Genomic DNA, 18504 nt, shown 5'->3' on the forward strand with positions numbered 1-18504 from the left:
CGCCAGGCCGTCCGCCGGGGGCAGGGCCGCGCGCGGCAAGGGCGGGCGGGCCGGCGAGCAGCGGCTGGCCACGCCCGAACCGCTGCCGAGCCGGCGCCGGATCGTGCTGCTCGGCGCGCTGACCGCCCTCCTCGGCACCGTGATGATCACCAGGATCGCGCTGGACGGGACGAACGCGTTCGGCGCCCGGCTCGCCGCGGGCTGCTGGGCGCTCGCCGCGATCGCCGGGGTGCTCGCGGCCCGCCGCCGGCTGCTGCGCGCCGTCCAGGTCCGCTGGACGATCACCGCGGAGCGGCTGCTGGTGCGGGCCCGTCCCGGCCGCCGCCGCGAGGTCCAGGACCTGCGCGCCGGCGATGTCGCGGCCGTCGTCGTCGGTCCCGGCCTGCGGCTCGACCCGGTCAGCGGCGAACCGCGCCGCGCCGACCTCGCCGCGCTGGCGTTCGGGCACCGGCTGGAACTCGTCGCCCGGCTGCCCGCGCACGGCCTGGACGGTTTCCAGCTCGCGCACGCCCTCGACGACCACGGCTACCGGGTGATCACGTCGGCGGCGCGGGCGCCGCGCCGTCCCGAGTACGGGCTCGAAGGGCTGCCGGAGATCTTCGCGCAGGTGCCCGGCGGGCGGCTCGTCGTCACCGAGGGCGGGCTCGGCTGGGCGGACGCCGCCGGCGACGTCGTGCTGAAGATGCCCGAGGACCGTATCGGCGGCATCGAGCTGCTGACCGTCGGCGGGCACGCGTGGGTCCGGCTGTACGACTCCGACGGCGACGAGTTCTTCGCCGCGCCGCTGTCGGCGCTGCGGATCTCCCGCACCGACCTGCGCGACTCGGCCCGCCGCGCGGGCCTGCCGGTCACCGACGCCGAGTACGACGCCTACCTGAGCGCCGCGTTCCATTCGGCCGTTTCCACGCTCGCCGCTCCGGAGCCCGAGCGCGCCACGGCCGCGTTGCCCACGCCCGGCACGGGCCAGGACGGCACCGTTCAGGACGGTCCGGCCCCGCCCTCATGGCCGGAGGGCCTGGGCGAGCAGGACGTCACGTTCCCCGCCTCCTCGCCGCCCAGCCCCGTCACGGCCCCGGGCGCGCTCTTGGACGCGACTCGCCGCTCCCGCATCGGGACCTACGGCATGAGCGTCCTGCTGTGCGAGGCGGTGGCGCTGCTGGGTGCGGTGTGGCTCGGCCCAGACCTGGGCGGGTTCAACGCCACGGCGAGCTGGTCGATGCCCGCCGGGCTGCTGATCGGGCTCCTCGGCTACTGGGTGTACGACCGGAACCGGTCCCAGCTTCGCGTGTCGTCCGCCGGGCTCGCCGTCGTCACCAGACGCGGCAAGGTCGAGTGGGAGCTGGCCCGTGACCGCGTCGGCGGCGTCGGCATCGACGAGGCGGTCGAGCGGATGCCGCGCCTGGTGGTGTGGGCGCCGTCCGGGCGGGTGCTGCGGCAGATCACGTTCCCGCCGGACCTGGACGAGCTGCGCCGCGCCTGCGAGCGCTACGGCGTCCCCTGGGGGCCGCCCGACGCCGACCGTCCCGCGCCTCCCCCGCCGGAGCTGTGACGCAGCGACCACGTCTTCAGCGGCTCGTACACGACCTGGTCGTGGTCCTTGCCGGGCAGATGGCTGCGCATCAGCTGGATGGAGCCGGCCTCCCAGGAGGCTCCGGCGAACGCCGCCAGCGGCTCGATGAGCGCCCGCACGTCCAGCGGCTGCCGGGACCGCGCCAACGTCAGGTGCGGCCGGAAGCCGCGGTGCTTGTCCTGGAGCGTCCCGGCGCGGCGTCCGGCGGCGGTGGTGGAGGCGGCGAGCCGGGCCAGCCGGCGGCGGTCACCGTACAGGCCCGTCCACAGGACGCGGGCGTGCGCGCCGTTGCCGGGGAAGGCGCCCGCGCCGGCCAGCGACAGCGTCATCCGCTCGTGCCGTCCGACGGCGCGCTCCAGCCGGGGCAGCAGCCGGTCGAACGCGCGGTCGTCGACCTCGCCGAAGAACGTCAGCGTGACGTGCAGCAGGTCGCGCCGCACCCAGCGCAGGCCGGGCACCGCGTCGCGGTGCGGCAGGACGGCCTCTTCAAGCTCGTCCAGGATGTCCGGTGGCGGCACGAGCGCCACGAAAAGCCTCATGGGAACGTCCGAAAGGCCACGCCGCCAGCTTTTCAGCAGACGGCCCCGTTGTCACGCGGATCGGCCGCGCCGCCCCCGTCATCCTTCGGCGGCGCGCGGGCGGCGGAGCCGGGCCGACGCGAGGCGGACCACCCCGGCCTCACCTGAGCGGCCCCGGGCGGCGACCGCCCCCACGGCCAGCGCGGCGAGGACGGAGACCAGCCCGCCGAGGACGAGGCTCATCCGGGCGCCGAAGTGCTCGGCGAGCCAGCCGACCGCGGGCGCGCCGACGGGGTTCGTGCCGAGGAACACGAGCATGTACAGGGCCATCACCCGGCCGCGCATCTCCGGGGCGACGCCGAGTTGCATCGTCGCGTTCGCCGCCGTCGTGATCGTCATCATCGCGATCCCGGTCGGGACGAGCAGCGCCAGGAACATCCAGTACGTCGGCATCAGCCCGGTGACGACCTCCAGCGCGCCGAACACCAGGCCCATCACCACGAGCAGCCGCAGCCGGGGCCGCGCGACCCGGCGGGCGGCCAGCAGCGCGCCGCTGAGCGCGCCGAGCGCCAGCATGCTGGAGGCGAGGCCGAACGCGGACGCGTCGGTGTGGAAGACCTCCCTGGCGACCAGCGCGACGGTCGTGGTGAAGTTCATGCCGAACGTGGCGAGGAACCCGACGAGGATCAGGACGAGCATCAGGTCACGGCGTCCGCGCACGTAGCGGAGGCCCTCGCGGAGCTGGCCCTTGGCGCGCTTGACCGGCGCGGCCTCGTGCAGTTCGTCCGTCCGCATCGCGTAGAGGCCGAACAGGACGGCGCCGAAGGACGCGGCGTTCACCAGGAACACCGGTCCCGTGCCGATGAGCGCGATCAGCACCCCGGCGACGGCGGGGCCGAGCAGCCGGGCGCCGTTGAACGTGGCGCTGTTCAGCGCGATCGCGTTCGGCAGGTCGCGTTTGCCGACCATCTCGATGACGAACGCCTGGCGGGTGGGGTTGTCGACGACCGTGGCGACGCCGAGCCCGAACGCCAGCAGGTACACGTGCCACACCTGCGCGCTGCCGCTCACCGCGAGCAGGCCGAGGACCAGCGCGAGCACGCCCATCGAGATCTGGGTCAGCATCAGGACGCGGCGCTTGGGGTAGCGGTCGGCGATGACGCCGCCCCACAGGCCGAACAGCAGCATCGGCAGGAACTGCAGGCCGGTGGTGATGCCGAGCGCGGTGCCGCTGCCGTGCGCGAGTTCGAGGACGAGCCAGTCCTGCGCGATGCGCTGCATCCAGGTGCCGGTGTTGGAGACGACCTGGCCGGCCGCGTACAGCCGGTAGTTGCGGTTGCGGAGCGAACGGAACATGCCGCCGGGGCGCGGCTCTTCGTCCTGGGCCTGCTGCTCCGGTTTTTCGGCGGTGGGCTCGTCCGGGACGGCGGTTTGGACCGCTCCGGCATCGTCCGCGGGCGGCGGGCCAGGGGCGGGCTCGTCCGGGCGCGGGGCGGCGGGGGCGTCCCGGTGGTCGGCAGGGGGGAGGGCGGCGGGACGGACGGTCGCACGCGCGATCGGACGCCCGGCCGCGGAACGGCGGTGCCGGGTGCGCGCGGGGGCCGCGGTCTTCGGGGACGCGGGTGTCGCGGGGGCGGCGGCGCGGGCCGTGTGCGCGCGACGCCGACCGTAGGGGCCGCGCGTCGCGGTCCCCTCCGGCTCATCGAAGCTTTCGTTAGCAGAAGTCATTACCAATGCTAACGGTAATCGGAGGAGCGTCATTCCGGCAAGGGCCTATGAACGCGGCCACACCGGCGGCCCGGCGGGTCAGGACCGGCTGAGCCTGTCGATGATCGGGGCGGCCTTGCGGAGGATCTCCCGCTCGCCGGCCGACAGCTCGGCGAGCCGCTGGGCCAGCCACGCCTCCTTGCGGCGCCGCTCGTCCGCGAGCATGGCGGCGCCCTCCTCGGTGACGTGCAGCACGACCTGGCGCCCGTCCGTCGGATGCGGGCTGCGCGCGACGAGCCCGTGCTCCTCCAGGTAGGCGAGCACGCGGGTCATCGACGGCGGCTGCACCTTCTCGTGGTCGGCCAGCTCGCGCGGCGTCATCGACCCGTGCCGCTCGATGGCGGCGAGCGCGGCGAACTGCGTGAGCGACAGCGGCCGGCCGCCCCCGCCCGCCGCGGCCGGCCGCAGCGTGCGCAGCCGGCGCGACAGCCGCGCGATCGATATGCGCAGTTCCTCGGCCAGACCCGGTGCGGACGCGGTGCGCCCCCGGATCGGTGGCGGTGTCATCGTCATCGTTCTCCCGGTGCTGCTGCCCATGCTGCCACGCCACCGGCGCCGTGGTGGACGCCGGGCCCGATGTACGCCCGCGGACGTGACACGTAGCCTGACCCCATGAGCCAACCTCGCCGACCGGACCCGCCGCCGATGCCGACCAACGACGTCCGGATCGCGGCCGCGGGGGCGATCGCGTGGGCGGTCGCGCTCGTCGTGCTGCTGGTCGTCGGGCTGCCGTCCGAGGACCGCTGGTGGCTGTGGGTGTGCGTCACCGGCATCGGGATCGGCCTGTTCGCCATGTGGTACGTCCCCAGGCTCCAGGCGGGACGGGCCCGCGCGGACGCCGCCCGCGCCGCCCGCTCGGAGCCGGCCCCGGCGGCGGACCGCGAGCGGACCGGCTAGGGCTCCAGGTCGGCCTCGGCCAGCAGGGCGGGCAGGCTCTCCGGGTCGCGCAGGACGGCCTCGATGAGAAGCCGATCGGCCCAGTGCCCGGTCGACCACGCGAGCGCCCGCGCCAGCCCGTGGACGCCGCTCGCGTGGACTTCGCCGTCCCGCGTCCACCAGGGGACCTCCTGGCCGTCCACGGTGAGGCGGTCGTGCGCGAGGTAGTCGGCGGGCGCCTCCGGCAGGACGGCCCTCACCGCATCCGGCACGGGACGCTTCTCGCCTTCCGTCCCGACCTCGCCCGGCACTTCGTCCCCTGCCAAGGGCAGATCAAGAAGCTCGGCAAGCCGCGTGTCACGCCCTTGGGCGGCGATGACCAGAGGCTGCCCTTGCAGGAGGGGCAGGAGGTCAGGGCTGTCGAGGACGATGGCGTCCTCCGCGTCCACGACCTCGACTTCGCCGTCCACGACGGCTCGCACATGGTCGGGTGGCTCGACATCAACCTCGGGGGTATCGGCCAAGGTCGTCCAGAGCACGCCCAGTTGGGCACGGCTGACGTTCCTGCCGGGGTCACCGAGCCGGTCGAGCAGCTCTTGCGCGCCTCCGGGTTCGTAGAGCAGTTCCTCCAGCGATGTGCGGACGCCCAAGGCGAGCAGTAGCCGCTCGTCCAGGCCCTCTGGAGCGACGTCATAGAGCCCGGTCAGCGACTCATCCCCGCCCAGCCGGAACTCACCCGGCTTGCGGCCGTCCAACACCGGGTGCCGCCTCAGCCACCACGCCGTGTACGACGGCACCGCCACGCGCCGGCCGTCGTGCAGGGTCACATGCGCGGGATCAACGATCGCGGCCCGCCACGGGGGCGTGGCAAGAAGCCTCAGCGCCGCCGTCCAGTCATCGACGAGTTCCAGGTCGCGGACGGCCACGAACTCCGGCACGAGCGGCGGAAGATCCTGCGGCCCGACCCTCCGGAGCACGTCCTCGGCCCACAGATCCTCGTCATCGAGCTCAAGGGTCTCCGCCTCGTCGGCGAGGCCCGTCAGGTTCACGTCCTCGCCCTTGGCCAGCGCGAACCCGTCCAGGACGCCCACGGCCGCGAGCGTCTCCGGGCCCCACCGCTCCAGCGCCTCGCCGTCCACCACACCGAACGGCGCGTCCCCGGCCATGAGCCCCCGCAACGGGCTCTCCGGCAGCAGCAGCTCACCCGCCGGGTAAAGCTCCCCGTCCTCCCCGGGCAGGGCCAGCTCGGCCAGCCAGGGCTCCTCGCCGGGATCAAGACGCGCCGCCGCGACCAGCCCCAGCACCGCCTCGGCGATCGCGTCCGGGTCGTCGGCCTCGAACGACTCCTCGACGGCCACCCGCACGGCGGCGTCCGCGAGCACGGTCCGCGGCCCCGCCTCGACCGCCCCGAGCCGCGTCAGCAGCGGATGCACGGCCTCCGGATGGACGAACCGCAGCCCGAGCACGTCCAGCCCCGCGGGATCGACACCGTCCGCGATGAGCAACCCCCGCGGGCCGCGGACCACACGTCCCGCCTCGCCCGCCAGCGGAACCGGCAAGGCCCCCAGCGCGTCCCTGGCGGCCCCGTCGAGCGCCCCGTACACCCGATGCCACCACGCCGGTTCCCGGTCCACGGCGGCCAGCTCGTCGATCACATCGGCCAGTTCGACCCGCCGCACCCCGAGCGCCGCCAGCGCCGGGCTCCGCGCCGGCCACCGCGGCGGCAGCAGACCGCCGACGACGCCGTCCGCGCCGAGCACCTCGACGAACGGGGCGGGCGCGTCAACGGCGACCGCGTCGCGCCCCCGCGTCCGGTGCGGCAGCACGGGCGCCTCGGGCAGCCGCTCCCGGATCCCCCGCCGGATCCGCGCGTCCAGTTCCCCGGCCCCGATCGGCCCCGGCACGAGCTCAAGCACCGCGGGCGACCCCGCAAGCCCGCCCAGCAGCCGCACATAGCCCTCCGCGGCCTGCTCCACCAGAAAGTCGGTCAACGCCCCGGGCGCGACATGCCGCCGATCCGGCGCAAGCGGGAACGACGCGATGAGCAGCGCGGGCAGGTCCAGCCGCTCATCACTGGGCGTGGGCGCGTGCACGACCCCCGGCATGCCCTCGGGCCACCCGTCCTCTGGGAGGGCCCACCGGACCTGCCAGAACGGCCGCGCCCGCTCTTCCACGGGACGGTTCTCCAGGAGCGCCCCGGGGATCTCCCCATGCGACTCGACCGTCCGCCACGAACTCCCGTTGATGACGACTTCGCCATCCGCACGCCGCTCGGCGGCCAGCTCGCGCACGTCCCCGTCAACATCGATCTCAACGCGCTCCAACGCCGGCAAAGCCAGCATCAGCGCGGCCCCCGCCTCCCCCAACTGCCGCCGGACCGACGTGACGGTGTCCTCCCGCAACGGCAGCCGCACCACCGTGTCGAACCCGTCCGGCACCTCCGGCAGTTCTTCGAGCGCGAACGGCAGCCGCAGCAAAGGCACGTGCCCGCCCCGCCTGCCGAGTTCCCTGGCGAGCCCGGGCACCCCTTCCACCAGCGCCCGAGCCCGCTCCCGCGACCATCCGACGCCCGCGTTCCCGGACGCGATGGAGGGGGTGTCGGTCACGGCCACGACGGCCGCGAAGCCCACGCCGAAACGGCCCACGGCCTCGGTGTCGCCGCGTTTGGCGGAGGCCCGGAGGGTGGAGAGGGCCTCGACGCCCGCCGCGTCCAGCGGCGTCCCGGTGTTCGCGGCGGTCAGGACGGTGCCCGCCGGCAGGGTGCGGAGGGTCAGGCGCAGGCGGCCGGGGACGGCGGCGCGGGCGGCGGCGTCGGCGGCGTTCTGGGCGAGTTCGATCACCACGCGGTCGCGGTAGCCGCCCAGGGCGTGGTCCTCTTCGGCGTTCGCGTCCTCGCGGAAGCGCGCCGGGGACTCGGCCCAGGCGCGCAGTACGCGGTCGCGGAGGGCGCGCGCGCCGAAGATGTCCGGGGTTTCCGGCATGGGATCAGCTATGGCCGAGGGCCTCGTCGTCCAGGGGCACGGTGTCGTCGCCGGTGGGGACGACCTCATAGCCCAGTTCGTCGATCACCGGCGGGTTGTGCTCGGACGCGGCCGGGATGGAGACCGCCTCGGAGTGCGCGCCGCAGCCGTGGTCGGCGGAGACGACACGGCCGTCGTCGGGGGCGTACTCGTTGGCGCAGGCGCCGAAGATCTGCCGCAGCTCGCCCGCCAGCGGGACGAAGAAGCCGCAGGTGGAGCACTGGGCGGGGGCGGAGGCGGCGATCGGGGCGCGGGGGCCCGCGACGCCCTCGTACCAGCGGGTGGCGGCCTCGTCCCGTCCCTCGCGGGACAGCACCCGGACACGGCCGATCCCGAGCTCCCACTGGGCCGCGCGGTCGGTGGAGTCGTCGACCTGCGTGAAGCCGGGGGCGAGCCGGACGTCGTCGGGCGCGGTCGGCAGCAGGTCGCCGGGCCCGAGGTCGCCGGGGCGCAGCCGCTCCAGCCACGGCACCCACTGGGGCGCGAGCATCGCGTCGTCGCCGGGCAGCAGGACGCATTCGCTGACCGTGACGACCCTGGCGCGGGCCGCCCGGGTCACGGTGACCGCCCAGCGCCAGCCCCGGTAGGCGAGGTCGAGGCACTCGAAATAGTGCGTGACCACGCGGTCCGCCTCGGCGCGCATGCCGAGGTGCTCGCCGATCCCCGCGGCGCCGGCGGTCTCCTCGGCCGCCTCGCGGGCGAGGTCGACGGCCTCGGCGCAGGCCGGGTCGACGGCGGGCGTGCGGGTCCGGCGGGCGGGCCCGGAGGTGGTGCGCGCGGTGACGGGTCGCGCGGGGCTGGACTGGCGCTGTGGGCTCACACCTCAATTCTCGCCCATCGGGCGGCATGACCGGACACCCGCCCGGCCGGGCGCGAGGTGAGCCCCCCGCTCAGCGGGGAACGTACCCTCAGTCGAACGACTCCATTGGCCGTGTCCCGGCGCCGAGCCGGAACGACCGCAGGGGGAGACCAGGCGCATGGCAGACCGGACAAGGGCCGGACGGTCCGTACGCGCCGCCGCCGGGGGTGCGGCGCGGGCGGCCCGCGCCGTGCGCTCGGCCGTGCTCGGGACGGGACGGCTCACCCGCCGCGTCACGCACGCGCAGGGCGCGGGACGCAGCGGGCTCGGCAGCCTGATCGAGGCGTCCGCGATCAACTCCGCCGGTGACGCGATGGTCGCGGTCGCGCTGGCCGGGACGCTGTTCTTCGGCCTCGACGTCAACCAGGCGCGCGGCCAGGTCGCCCTCTACCTCATCGTCACGATGGCGCCGTTCGCGCTGGTCGCGCCGCTGATCGGCCCCGCGCTCGACCGGGCCAGGCACGCCCGCCGGTACGCGATCGCGAGCACGTTCGTGATGCGGGCGCTGCTGTGCTGGGCGATGGCGAGCGCTCTCCCGCACGGTGACCAGGTCACGTTCCTGCCCGCCGCGTTCGGGGTGCTCGTGCTGTCCAAGGCGTTCGGGGTGCTGCGGGCGGCGGCCACCCCGCGCGTCCTGCCGGAGGAGATCTCGCTCGTGACGGCGAACGCGCGCGCCTCGTTCGCGGGGCTGATCACCGCGTCGATCGTCGCGCCCGTCACCGCGGGCCTCGCCGTCCTCATCGGGGCGGCCTGGGTACTGCGCATCGGCACGGTCGTGTTCCTGCTGGGAGTCGTGTTCACCATGTGGCTGCCGGGGCGCGTCGACGTCCCCGGCGGGACACGGCGCACGCAGCCGGAAAAGGCCGCGAAACAGGCGCGCCGCTGGCGGACGCTGCCGCGCGTCGGGCCGATCGTCGCGGAGGCGATGGAGGCCAACGCGGTGCTGCGGGCCTTCTCCGGCTTCCTGATCATCTACCTGGCGTTCCTGCTGCGGCAGGAACGGTTCGACCCGGTGTCCCACCATGTCGCGCTGGGCCTGCTGGCGGCGTGCGCGACCGCCGGCGGGCTGCTCGGCACCGCGCTCGGCGCCTGGATGAAGGCGCGGGCGCCCCGGTTCATCGTGTCGGCGACGCTGGCGGCCGTCACCGGCGTCACCGCCGCGGGCGCCGCGTTCTTCGGGCTGTGGGCGGCGCTGGCGGTGGCGACCGCGGCCGGTCTCGGCCAGGTGCTCGGCAAACTGTCCATGGACGCGGTGGTGCAGCGCGAGATCGGCGAGGAGATGCGCTCGTCCACGTTCGCCGTGTCGGAGACGCTGCACCAGCTCAGCTGGGTGCTCGGCGGGCTGCTCGGCCTCGGCATGTCGATCGTCGCGGACGGCCGGGTCGCGCTCGCGGCCGTCGCGGCGGTGCTGGCCGCCTCCTTCGGGCTGCTCGTGTCCCGGCAGGCCGGGACACGCCGCCGCACCCGCCGTCCGGACCAGCACACGACGATCAAGGACGCGCACCCGGAGATGCGCGCCTAGCCCGGTGCGACCGGCTCAGTGCGGCCGGCTCAGTGCGGCCGGCGGCTCAGGGCGCCAGGTCGTCGGCGACCGCGCGCAGCACGGTCGCGATCTTCTTCGCCTCCGCCGGGGCCGGGTGCTTGCCGCGCCGGTAGGTGTTGGAGATCCCGTCCAGCAGCTTGATCAGGTCCTCGGTGATGACGACCATCTCGTCCGGCTTCTTGCGCCGCTGCTTGGCGATGGTCTTCTCCACCGACGGCAGCGACTCCAGCACCCGCACCTGCAGCGCCTGCTGGCCGCGCCGCCCCTCGACCACGCCGAACTCGATGCGCTGGCCCGGTCTGAGCGTCGTGACCCCGCTCGGCAGCGCCGATGAGTGCACGAAGACCTCACCGCCGTCGTCGCGGGTGAGGAAGCCGAACCCCTTGTCGGAGTCGTACCACTTGACCTTGCCAGTCGGCACCGGAGACCTCGTTCGGTAATCGTCCTGAATCGCCCACAAGATTAGTGCCTCGCCACGGACCGGTGTACACGCCGGGTCCCCCCGCGACGCCTGTGGAGGCCACGTCTTCAACGCTATCGGGGACGTTCTGCGGCGGCACCCGAATATCGCGGCTCAGGCCGCCCGGAACCCGCCGAACCACTCCGGGAAGGCCAGCAGGTCCGGCAGGACGACGTCCGCCCCGTACGCGGTGAGGGCCGCCGAGTCGAACGACCCCGTCGCGACGGCCACCGCCACCGCCGACGCGGCCCGTGCGGCGTCCACGTCGCCGGTGTGGTCGCCGATGTAGGCGCCGGCGCCGTGCTCGCGCAGCGCCGCCCCCTTGTCGGCGCCGAACAGGCCGCCGACCACGGCGTCCGCCCGCAGCCCGAGGAACCGGACGGTCCGCTCGGTGTCGGCCTGGTTCTTGCCCGACACGACGACCACGCGCCCGCCCCGGGCCCGCACCGCCTCCAGCGCCGTGGCGGCGCCCGGCATGAGGACGGTCGCCGGGATCGCGATGTCGGCGTAGATCGCCCGGTACCGCGCCGCCATCACGGGCACCTCGTCCGCCGGGAACCAGTACGCCATCTCCTCCTCCAGCGGCGGCCCGATGCGCCGCACCACGAGGCCGGTGTCGATCGGGACGCCCGTCTCCGCGGCGAGCGCGGCGTACACGGCGCTGATCCCGGCCCGCGTGTCGGCCAGGGTCAGGTCCAGGTCGAAACCGACGGCGAAGGGGGCACTGGAGGGAAGGAGATCGGGCACGTCTCACAGGGTAAAGGTCCGGACACACGAGAGGACCCGCGCTCTCCCGGTAGTGGCGATGCGACGGGATCCGAGTAGGAGAGCGCGGGACCGTAGTGCCGATATACCCGGGCCCCCGACCACAAACCGACTGACCAGGGAAAACGCTGTACCCGAAGAAGCCACCCCGACCCCAAGGACGATCTCGCCCCCGGCGCCGCCGTCGTCTACCCGGCCCTCGGCCGGGTCCTGGCGGGTCTAGTGCGCCGCCTGGCCTGAGCCCTCGCCCGGGTCCCGGCCCGGGAAGCGGACCTTGGTGAAGGGCCAGGCCGTCGTCACCCATTGGCGGACGAACGTCTCCAGTTCCTTCTCCAGGGCGGAGTTCTCCTCGTCCGCGCGGACCCAGAACACCACGACGGCGTCCGTCTCCGGATCATCGGACGGGGCCACGTGGATGCGGCCGAGCTGCCGCTCCCCGTCCGGCGTGATCACGACGTAGCTGAACGAGCGCCGCAGCTGGCCCTCCTTCTGCAGCCAGGCGACGTCGATCAGGGCCTGCTCGAAGGTGAACTCGCGGTCGGGCCAGCCCCACTCGGGCCCGAACCGGCCGGCGAGCCGGTCCAGGCTGCCGATCACGGCGCCGTAGTCCTTCACCACGTCGTGCACGGTGATCGGGCGGATCTGGAAGTCGGGCCCCGCCACCAGCGTGGGCACCACGAAGTCCTCGGGCAGGAACGCGCCGCCCGCCGCCTTCCGCGGAGAGTTGAACATCGTCGACCTTTCCAGCGAAACCCCTCCCGGCGACGGGGCATGCGGCGAAGAACTGGCGTGCGCCAAAGAACTCTAGCCCCCCGGGCCCCCGGACGAGACGCATCACGAATCCGGGCGTGCCGCACCGGACGCGGCGGCCCGCGGGCCGAAGATGCCTTAGTGTTCTTCTGGAGGAATTCATCACCATGTCGACATCCACGCGTGAGCGCATCGTGTCCGAGTCGCTCCGGCTGTTCGCCGACCGGGGCTACGCGGCCACGTCGGTCGCGGAGATCGAGGCGGCGGCCGGGCTGTCCCCCGGCGCGGGCGGCCTCTACCGGCACTTCCGCTCGAAGGAGGAGGTGCTCGCCTCCGCCATCCGCGAGCACATCGAGCGGACGCGCCGCCAGATCAGCGACGTCCTCGTCCAGGCGCCCGCCTTCGAGGAGCGTCCGCTGGAGGTCCGGCTGCGGATGACCTGCCAGGCCGGGCTCGCCAAGATGCGCGAGGAGCAGGACCTCATCCGGGTGCTGTTCCGCGACCTCGACCAGTTCCCGAACCTGGTCGCGGAGATGCGCGAGGGCATCGTCAACCCGCTGTACGACGGGATCGCGACGTGGCTGTCCACCCAGCCCGAGTTCGAGGGCTCGGCCGAGGACTGGCCCGCCATCGCGACCGTCCTCGGCGGCGCCGTGGTGAACTACTGGCTGGCGAACGAGTCGATGTACGAACCGCCGTCCCACATCGACGAGAAGCGGTTCGTGGAGAGCTGGGCGCGGCTCGGGCTCGGACTGTTGCGCCTGGAGCGCACGCCCGCCACCTGACCTGCGGCCTCCCGTTCCCCACCGGCTGCGGGCACGCCCCGCGGGCCCTACCCTTGAGGCTCGCGTACGTGCTACGTGCGCGCGACATAAAGTTGGGGAACGGCATGGAAACGTATGCGGACTGGTTGCGCGCACGGGGCGACGGCGAGCTTCGTGCGCTGCTGTCCGCGCGTCCCGAACTGCTCGCCCCCGTCCCCGCCGACCTGACCGCGCTCGCCGCCCGCGCCGCGACGCCCGCCGCGGTGTCCCGCGCGCTCGACCGGCTCGACCGGTTCACGCTCGCCGTCCTCGAAGCCCTCCTCGTCCTGCCGGCCCCGGAACCGGACGCGCTCGCCACCGCTCTCGGCGCGACCGCCGCGCAGATCGAACGGGCGCTCGGCACGCTGCGCCGCCATGGGCTGGCCTGGGGGGACGGGACACCGGCCACGGCGCCCGGCGTCCGGCAGGCCCTGCCGCATCCGGCGGGGCTCGGCCCGCCCGCCCAGGAGGTCTTCGCGGGCTATCCGGTCGAGCGGCTCACCGACCTGATCATCGACCTGGAGGGCGCGGCGCCGCGCGGGTTCCCCGACTCGACGCGGCTGCTGCGGCGGCTCGCCGAACTGCTGGCCGACCCGGCCGCGCTGATCGACGACGCCGGGCCTGAGGCGCGGGCCGCGCTCGACCAGCTCGCGTGGGGGCCGCCCGTCGGACGGGTCGCCGACGCGCGCCGTCCCGTCCGGACCGGCACCGCCGCCACCCCGATCGAACGGCTCCTCGCGCGCGGCCTCCTCGCCGCCGAAGACGACCGCACCGTCACCCTCCCCCGCGAGGTCGCGCTGCATCTGCGCGGCGACCGCCTCTTCCGGGACGTCCCGGCCGAACCGCCCCAGCTCCCGGCCGCGGCGCGGGAGCCGCGCGGGGAGGACGTCGTGGTCCGCGCCGCCGCGGGCGAGGCGCAGGGCGCCGTCCGGCTCATCGAGGAGCTCCTGGAGCGCTGGGGGCTCGAACCGCCGCCCGTCCTGCGCAGCGGCGGCCTCGCCGTCCGCGACCTGCGCGCCGCCGCGACGCTGCTGGACGTCCCCGAATGGAAGGCCGCGCTGCTGGTCGAGGTCGCCTACGCGGCGGGGCTGCTCACCCGCAGCGGCGACCTCGACGGCGAATGGCTGCCCACGCCCGCCTACGACCTGTGGCTCATGCGCGACACCGCCGGGCGCTGGACGGAGCTGGCGCGCGGCTGGCTGAAGTCCGACCGCGCCGCCGGGCTCGCCGGGGAACGCGACGACCGCGACCGGCTGATCAACGCGCTCAGCGAGGCGATGGTGCGCAGCGGCGCCCCGGCCCTCCGCCGGGAGATCCTGGAGGTCCTCACGGACGCCGACCGCGGCGCCGCCGTCGACGAAGGCTCCCTCCACGCCCGGCTCGGCTGGCTGCGGCCCCGCCGCGGCGGCCCCACCCGGGACCGGATGATCGGCTGGACGCTGCGCGAGGCCGCCGTGCTCGGCCTCACCGGGTTCGGCGAGCTGGTCCCGTTCGCCCGCGACCTCCTCGCCGGCGACGACCCCGAACCCGCCCTGGAGAAGTACCTGCCCGATCCGGTCGACCAGATCGTCATCCAGGCCGACCTGACCGCGATCGCGCCCGGCCCGCTCGTCACCGACCTCGCCCGCGAGCTCGCGCTCACCGCCGACGTCGAGTCCACCGGCGGCGCCACCGTCTACCGGTTCACGCCCGAGTCGATCCGCCGCGCCCTGGACGCCGGACGGTCCGCCGCCGACATCACCGGCCTGCTGACCCGGCATTCGGCGACCCCGCTGCCGCAGCCGCTCGGCTACCTGATCGACGACGTCGCCCGCCGGCACGGGCACCTGCGCGTCGGCGCCCTCTCCTCCTACGTCCGGACCGACTCCCCCGCCACCCTGGACGAGATCCTCGCCGACCGCCGCGCCGGCCCGCTGCGCCTGTACCGCCTCGCCCCGACCGTCCTCGCGTCCGGGTTGCAGCGCGCCGACCTGCTCGACGGCCTGCGCGCCATGGGCCTCGCCCCGGTCGCCGAGGCGCCCGGCGGCGGGGTGATCGTGACCCGGCCGGACGCGCAGCGCGCCGACCCGCCGCCGACCGCCGAGATCGTCCGGCTGCGTCCGGACTCCCGCACCGACGCCTCGATGATCTCCGCGGCCGTGCGGGCGCTGCGGGCCGGGGACGAGGCGGCCCTGCACGGCGCCGAGCACGCCCGGCAGACCCCGTCCGGCGAACCGCCCCGCTCGCCCGCGATGGCCACCATCGAGCGGCTCCGCGCCGCCGTCGACCGCGGCGGACGCGTCTGGATCGGCTACCTCGACCAGCAGGGCCAGGCGTCCAGCCGGATCGTGGAGCCCGTCCGCGTCGAGGGCGGCTTCCTCACCGGTTACGACGCGACCCGCGCCGCCGTGCACCGCTTCGCCCTCCACCGCATCACCGGCGTCTCAGAACTGGACGACGACTCCGCCTCGTAGCACCCTTTTCCCCGATACGGTTTCCGAACGGTCTTCCCGGACACGGTGGAACCCGCCCCACCGCCCGGAAGCCGAATCCGAAGGTCCCGCACATCGGGGATCTGAGCACCCCCTACGCCGCAATAAACGCCGGGCACGGGCCGTTGAAAGGATGCGTTTCCCGCCCGGACCGTACGACGCGCCGACCCGCCTCGGGTAGCGTGCGGCAGCGGATGTCCGGACACGGCATCGACCATCGCAATCCGACGGGGGCCACTGCTTTGACCGACGGTCCGCTCATCGTCCAGTCCGACAAGACGCTGCTGCTGGAGGTCGGCCACGAACTGGCCGGCGCCTGCCGCAAGGAGATCGCCCCGTTCGCCGAACTGGAACGGGCACCCGAACACGTCCACACCTACCGGGTCACGCCGCTGGCGCTGTGGAACGCGCGCGCCGCCGGCCATGACGCCGAGCAGGTCGTCGACACGCTGATCCGGTACTCGCGGTACCCCGTCCCGCACGCCCTCCTCGTGGACGTCGCCGACACGATGGCGCGGTACGGGCGGCTGCGGCTGGAGAAGGACCCGGTGCACGGGCTCGTCCTGACCTCCTCCGACCGGTCGGTGCTGGAGGAGATCCTGCGGGCCAAGAAGATCAAGGGGATGATCGGGGAGCGGGTCGGCGCCGACACGGTGATCGTCCATCCGAGCGAGCGGGGGTCGCTGAAGCAGGCGCTGCTCAAGGTCGGCTGGCCCGCCGAGGACGCCGCCGGCTACGTGGACGGCGAGGCCCACTCGATCTCCCTGGTCGAGGACGGCTGGGAGCTGCGCACCTACCAGCGGGACGCCACCTCGGCGTTCTGGCACGGCGGGTCGGGCGTCGTCGTCCTGCCGTGCGGCGCCGGGAAGACCATCGTCGGGGCCGCCGCCATGGCGCACGCGCAGGCGACCACGCTGATCCTCGTCACCAACACCGTCTCCGCGCACCAGTGGAAGCAGGAACTGCTGCGGCGCACGTCCCTCACCGAGGACGAGATCGGCGAGTACACCGGCGCCAAGAAGGAGATCCGGCCGGTCACCATCGCCACCTACCAGATCATGACGACGCGCCGGAAGGGCGCCTACACGCATCTGGAACTGTTCGACGCCCGCGACTGGGGCCTGGTCGTCTACGACGAGGTCCACCTGCTGCCCGCGCCGATCTTCCGGATGACCGCCGATCTGCAGGCCCGCCGCCGCCTCGGCCTCACCGCCACCCTCGTCCGGGAGGACGGCCGCGAAGGCGACGTGTTCTCCCTCATCGGCCCGAAACGCTACGACGCGCCCTGGAAGGACATGGAGTCCCAGGGCTGGATCGCGCCCGCCGACTGCGTCGAGGTCCGCGTCACCCTCACCGACTCCGAGCGCCTCGCCTACGCCACCGCCGAACCCGACGAGCGCTACCGCTTCTGCGCCACCACCGACACCAAAACGAAGCTCATCCAGGCTCTGGTCGATCGCCATCGGGGCGAGCAGACACTGGTCATCGGTCAGTACATCGACCAGTTGGACGAACTGGGCGCCCTGCTGGACGCACCCGTCATCAAGGGCGAGACCCGCGTCCGCGAACGGGAACGGCTTTTCGACGCGTTCCGCTCGGGGGAGATCAACGTACTGGTCGTGTCGAAGGTGGCGAACTTCTCCATCGACCTGCCCGAGGCGTCCGTCGCCGTCCAGGTGTCGGGAGCCTACGGGTCACGTCAGGAGGAGGCTCAGCGTTTGGGGCGCCTGCTGCGCCCCAAGGCGTCCGGGACCGGAGCACGCTTCTACGCGGTCGTCGCCCGCGACACCCTCGACCAGGACTACGCCGCCCACCGGCAACGCTTCCTGGCCGAACAGGGCTACGCCTACCGCATCGTGGACGCCGACACCATCCTCGCCGGCGACGACTTCTAACCCTGCGGGGTTGGGCGCTGCGCCAGGACAGGGCGTGGTCAAGCCTGCGGCCAGTTCCTGAGTGCGGCGTCGAGCGCGTCCAAGGTCCTCTCCCAGGAGGCTTCCACATCGCGCGGACTGTGCTGGAACGCGCCCGCGGTCTCCAGGCTCACATAGCCGTGGAACACGCTGCCCAGCATTCTCACCGCGTCGGTCTGGTCGGGTTCTGGGAGCTCATAGCCGCGCAGGATCGCCCGCGTCAGCTCCGCGTGCCGTCCCGCCGCGCTCGTGAGCGCCGTCTCCAGGTCCAGCTTCATCCGTGCCGCGGTGTACCTGCCGGGATGCCGCTTGGCGTAGTCGCGGTAGGCGCTCGCGAAGGCCACGAGCGCGTCCTTTCCGGCACGGCCGGCCACCGCGGCGGCGACCTCGTCGGCGAGTTCGGCCAGGGCCAGCAGCGCCACCCGGGTCTTCAGGTCGTGGACGTTCTTGATGTGCGAGTACAGGCTGGCTTCCTTGACGCCGAACCGGCGCGCCACCGCCGCCACGGTCAGGTTGTCGAAGCCGACCTCGTCGGCCAGCTCCGCCGCCGCCCGGGTCAGGCGGTCAACGGTCACTCCCGCACGTGCCATGGGACCTTCCTATCTACCTAGACGATTAATGCGTTTGCCTAAAGGTCTTAGGAAGACTAGCGTCCCGCCCATGAGACCTGTCACTGAACACGACATCCGTGCGTCCTTCGTCAACTGCTCCAAGGGCGAGGCCAAGCGCCTAAGTCTGCCCAAGGACTTCACGGACCTGCCCTGGGACGACCTGGACTTCCTCGGGTGGCAGGATCCGGGCGCCCCGGGACGCGCCTACCTCGTCACCATGCGGGATGACGGTCTCGTCGGGATCTCGCTGCGCGTGACGGCGGGTGCGGCACGCGGCTTCACCTCGCGAAGCCTGTGCTCGCTGTGCCTGACCACGCGCACCGGCGGTGGCGTGACGCTGATGACCGCGCGCCGGACCGGCGAGGCCGGCCGCCAGGGCAACTCGGTCGGGCAGTACTTGTGCGGCGACCTCGACTGCTCGTTGTACGTGCGAGGCAAGAAGCAATCCGTTGCAGGCGGAGGGCTCGACGAATCGCTCAGTTTGGAAGAGAAGGTCGCCCGCGTCCAGACCAACCTGGATACGTTCCTGGACAAAGTGACCCGGTGAAATGAGAAGGGCCCCGCCGGTAACGGCGGGG

General features: G+C 73.7%; 16 protein-coding genes. 7 read left to right on the plus strand and 9 right to left on the minus strand.

Features of this window, described 5'->3' with window-relative positions; genetic code table 11:
* A partial coding sequence (locus tag AF1_RS35380; RefSeq protein ID WP_067805228.1) for a hypothetical protein occupies positions 1-1549 on the plus strand: 1549 nt, incomplete at its 5' end.
* On the opposite strand, the gene thpR is transcribed toward AF1_RS35380, so the two are convergent.
* The 3 genes from thpR to AF1_RS26960 form a co-directional block, all read right to left on the minus strand.
* On the minus strand, positions 1486-2109 hold the full coding sequence (thpR, locus tag AF1_RS26950) for an RNA 2',3'-cyclic phosphodiesterase (protein WP_084263380.1): 624 nt from the start codon (positions 2107-2109) through the stop codon (positions 1486-1488). The two genes, AF1_RS35380 and thpR, sit on opposite strands and share 64 nt — an antisense overlap.
* 78 nt (positions 2110-2187) lie before the next feature.
* Entirely contained in the window at positions 2188-3444 is a 1257-nt protein-coding gene (locus AF1_RS26955; protein WP_067805261.1) for an MFS transporter, read from the minus strand.
* Between the two features lie 450 nt (positions 3445-3894).
* Positions 3895-4362, minus strand: coding sequence for a MarR family transcriptional regulator (locus AF1_RS26960; RefSeq protein ID WP_067805264.1), 468 nt, complete (start codon positions 4360-4362; stop codon positions 3895-3897).
* A gap of 105 nt (positions 4363-4467) precedes the next feature.
* On the opposite strand from AF1_RS26960, the gene AF1_RS26965 reads away from it, so the two are divergent.
* Positions 4468-4752, plus strand: coding sequence for a DUF2530 domain-containing protein (locus tag AF1_RS26965; RefSeq protein WP_067805233.1), 285 nt, complete (start codon positions 4468-4470; stop codon positions 4750-4752).
* Here AF1_RS26965 and AF1_RS26970 read toward each other — a convergent pair.
* Positions 4749-7712: a sacsin N-terminal ATP-binding-like domain-containing protein gene (locus AF1_RS26970; RefSeq protein WP_067805236.1), complete on the minus strand. Its 2964-nt coding sequence runs from the start codon at positions 7710-7712 to the stop codon at positions 4749-4751. The two genes, AF1_RS26965 and AF1_RS26970, sit on opposite strands and share 4 nt — an antisense overlap.
* A 4-nt stretch (positions 7713-7716) precedes the next feature.
* Entirely contained in the window at positions 7717-8412 is a 696-nt protein-coding gene (locus AF1_RS26975) for a DUF3027 domain-containing protein (protein ID WP_067805266.1), read from the minus strand.
* A gap of 316 nt (positions 8413-8728) precedes the next feature.
* Here AF1_RS26975 and AF1_RS26980 point away from each other — a divergent pair, with 316 nt between their 5' ends.
* Positions 8729-10132 (plus strand): MFS transporter, encoded by a 1404-nt coding sequence (locus AF1_RS26980; RefSeq protein WP_084263382.1) that lies wholly within the window; start codon positions 8729-8731, stop codon positions 10130-10132.
* Between the two features lie 46 nt (positions 10133-10178).
* On the opposite strand, the gene AF1_RS26985 is transcribed toward AF1_RS26980, so the two are convergent.
* From AF1_RS26985 to AF1_RS26995, 3 genes are all read right to left on the minus strand, one after another.
* The gene (locus AF1_RS26985) at positions 10179-10574 is read right to left on the minus strand and encodes a cold-shock protein (RefSeq protein WP_067805239.1); all 396 of its coding nucleotides are present in this window, start codon (positions 10572-10574) and stop codon (positions 10179-10181) included.
* 153 nt (positions 10575-10727) lie between these two features.
* Positions 10728-11360, minus strand: coding sequence for an HAD family hydrolase (locus AF1_RS26990; RefSeq protein ID WP_067805243.1), 633 nt, complete (start codon positions 11358-11360; stop codon positions 10728-10730).
* 237 nt (positions 11361-11597) lie between these two features.
* The gene (locus tag AF1_RS26995; protein ID WP_242608758.1) at positions 11598-12110 is read right to left on the minus strand and encodes a GNAT family N-acetyltransferase; all 513 of its coding nucleotides are present in this window, start codon (positions 12108-12110) and stop codon (positions 11598-11600) included.
* A gap of 185 nt (positions 12111-12295) precedes the next feature.
* Between AF1_RS26995 and AF1_RS27000 the strand changes: the two genes are divergently transcribed.
* The 3 genes from AF1_RS27000 to AF1_RS27010 all read left to right on the plus strand — a co-directional run bounded on the left by AF1_RS27000 (position 12296) and on the right by AF1_RS27010 (position 17297).
* Entirely contained in the window at positions 12296-12913 is a 618-nt protein-coding gene (locus tag AF1_RS27000; protein WP_067805246.1) for a TetR/AcrR family transcriptional regulator, read from the plus strand.
* A 104-nt stretch (positions 12914-13017) separates the two neighbouring features.
* Positions 13018-15384: a helicase-associated domain-containing protein gene (locus AF1_RS27005; protein WP_067805248.1), complete on the plus strand. Its 2367-nt coding sequence runs from the start codon at positions 13018-13020 to the stop codon at positions 15382-15384.
* A gap of 260 nt (positions 15385-15644) precedes the next feature.
* Positions 15645-17297 carry a DNA repair helicase XPB gene (locus AF1_RS27010; RefSeq protein ID WP_067805251.1) on the plus strand — a complete coding sequence of 551 codons (1653 nt, stop codon included), beginning with the start codon at positions 15645-15647 and terminating at the stop codon, positions 17295-17297.
* A gap of 38 nt (positions 17298-17335) precedes the next feature.
* On the opposite strand, the gene AF1_RS27015 is transcribed toward AF1_RS27010, so the two are convergent.
* Complete coding sequence (locus AF1_RS27015; RefSeq protein ID WP_067805254.1) at positions 17336-17905, minus strand: TetR/AcrR family transcriptional regulator; 570 nt, start codon at positions 17903-17905, stop codon at positions 17336-17338.
* Between the two features lie 70 nt (positions 17906-17975).
* Between AF1_RS27015 and AF1_RS27020 the strand changes: the two genes are divergently transcribed.
* Positions 17976-18473 carry an FBP domain-containing protein gene (locus tag AF1_RS27020; RefSeq protein ID WP_067805257.1) on the plus strand — a complete coding sequence of 166 codons (498 nt, stop codon included), beginning with the start codon at positions 17976-17978 and terminating at the stop codon, positions 18471-18473.
* The last annotated feature ends 31 nt before the right edge of the window (positions 18474-18504 follow it).

Source organism: Actinomadura formosensis NBRC 14204 (assembly GCF_001552155.1).
GTDB lineage: Bacteria > Actinomycetota > Actinomycetes > Streptosporangiales > Streptosporangiaceae > Spirillospora > Spirillospora formosensis.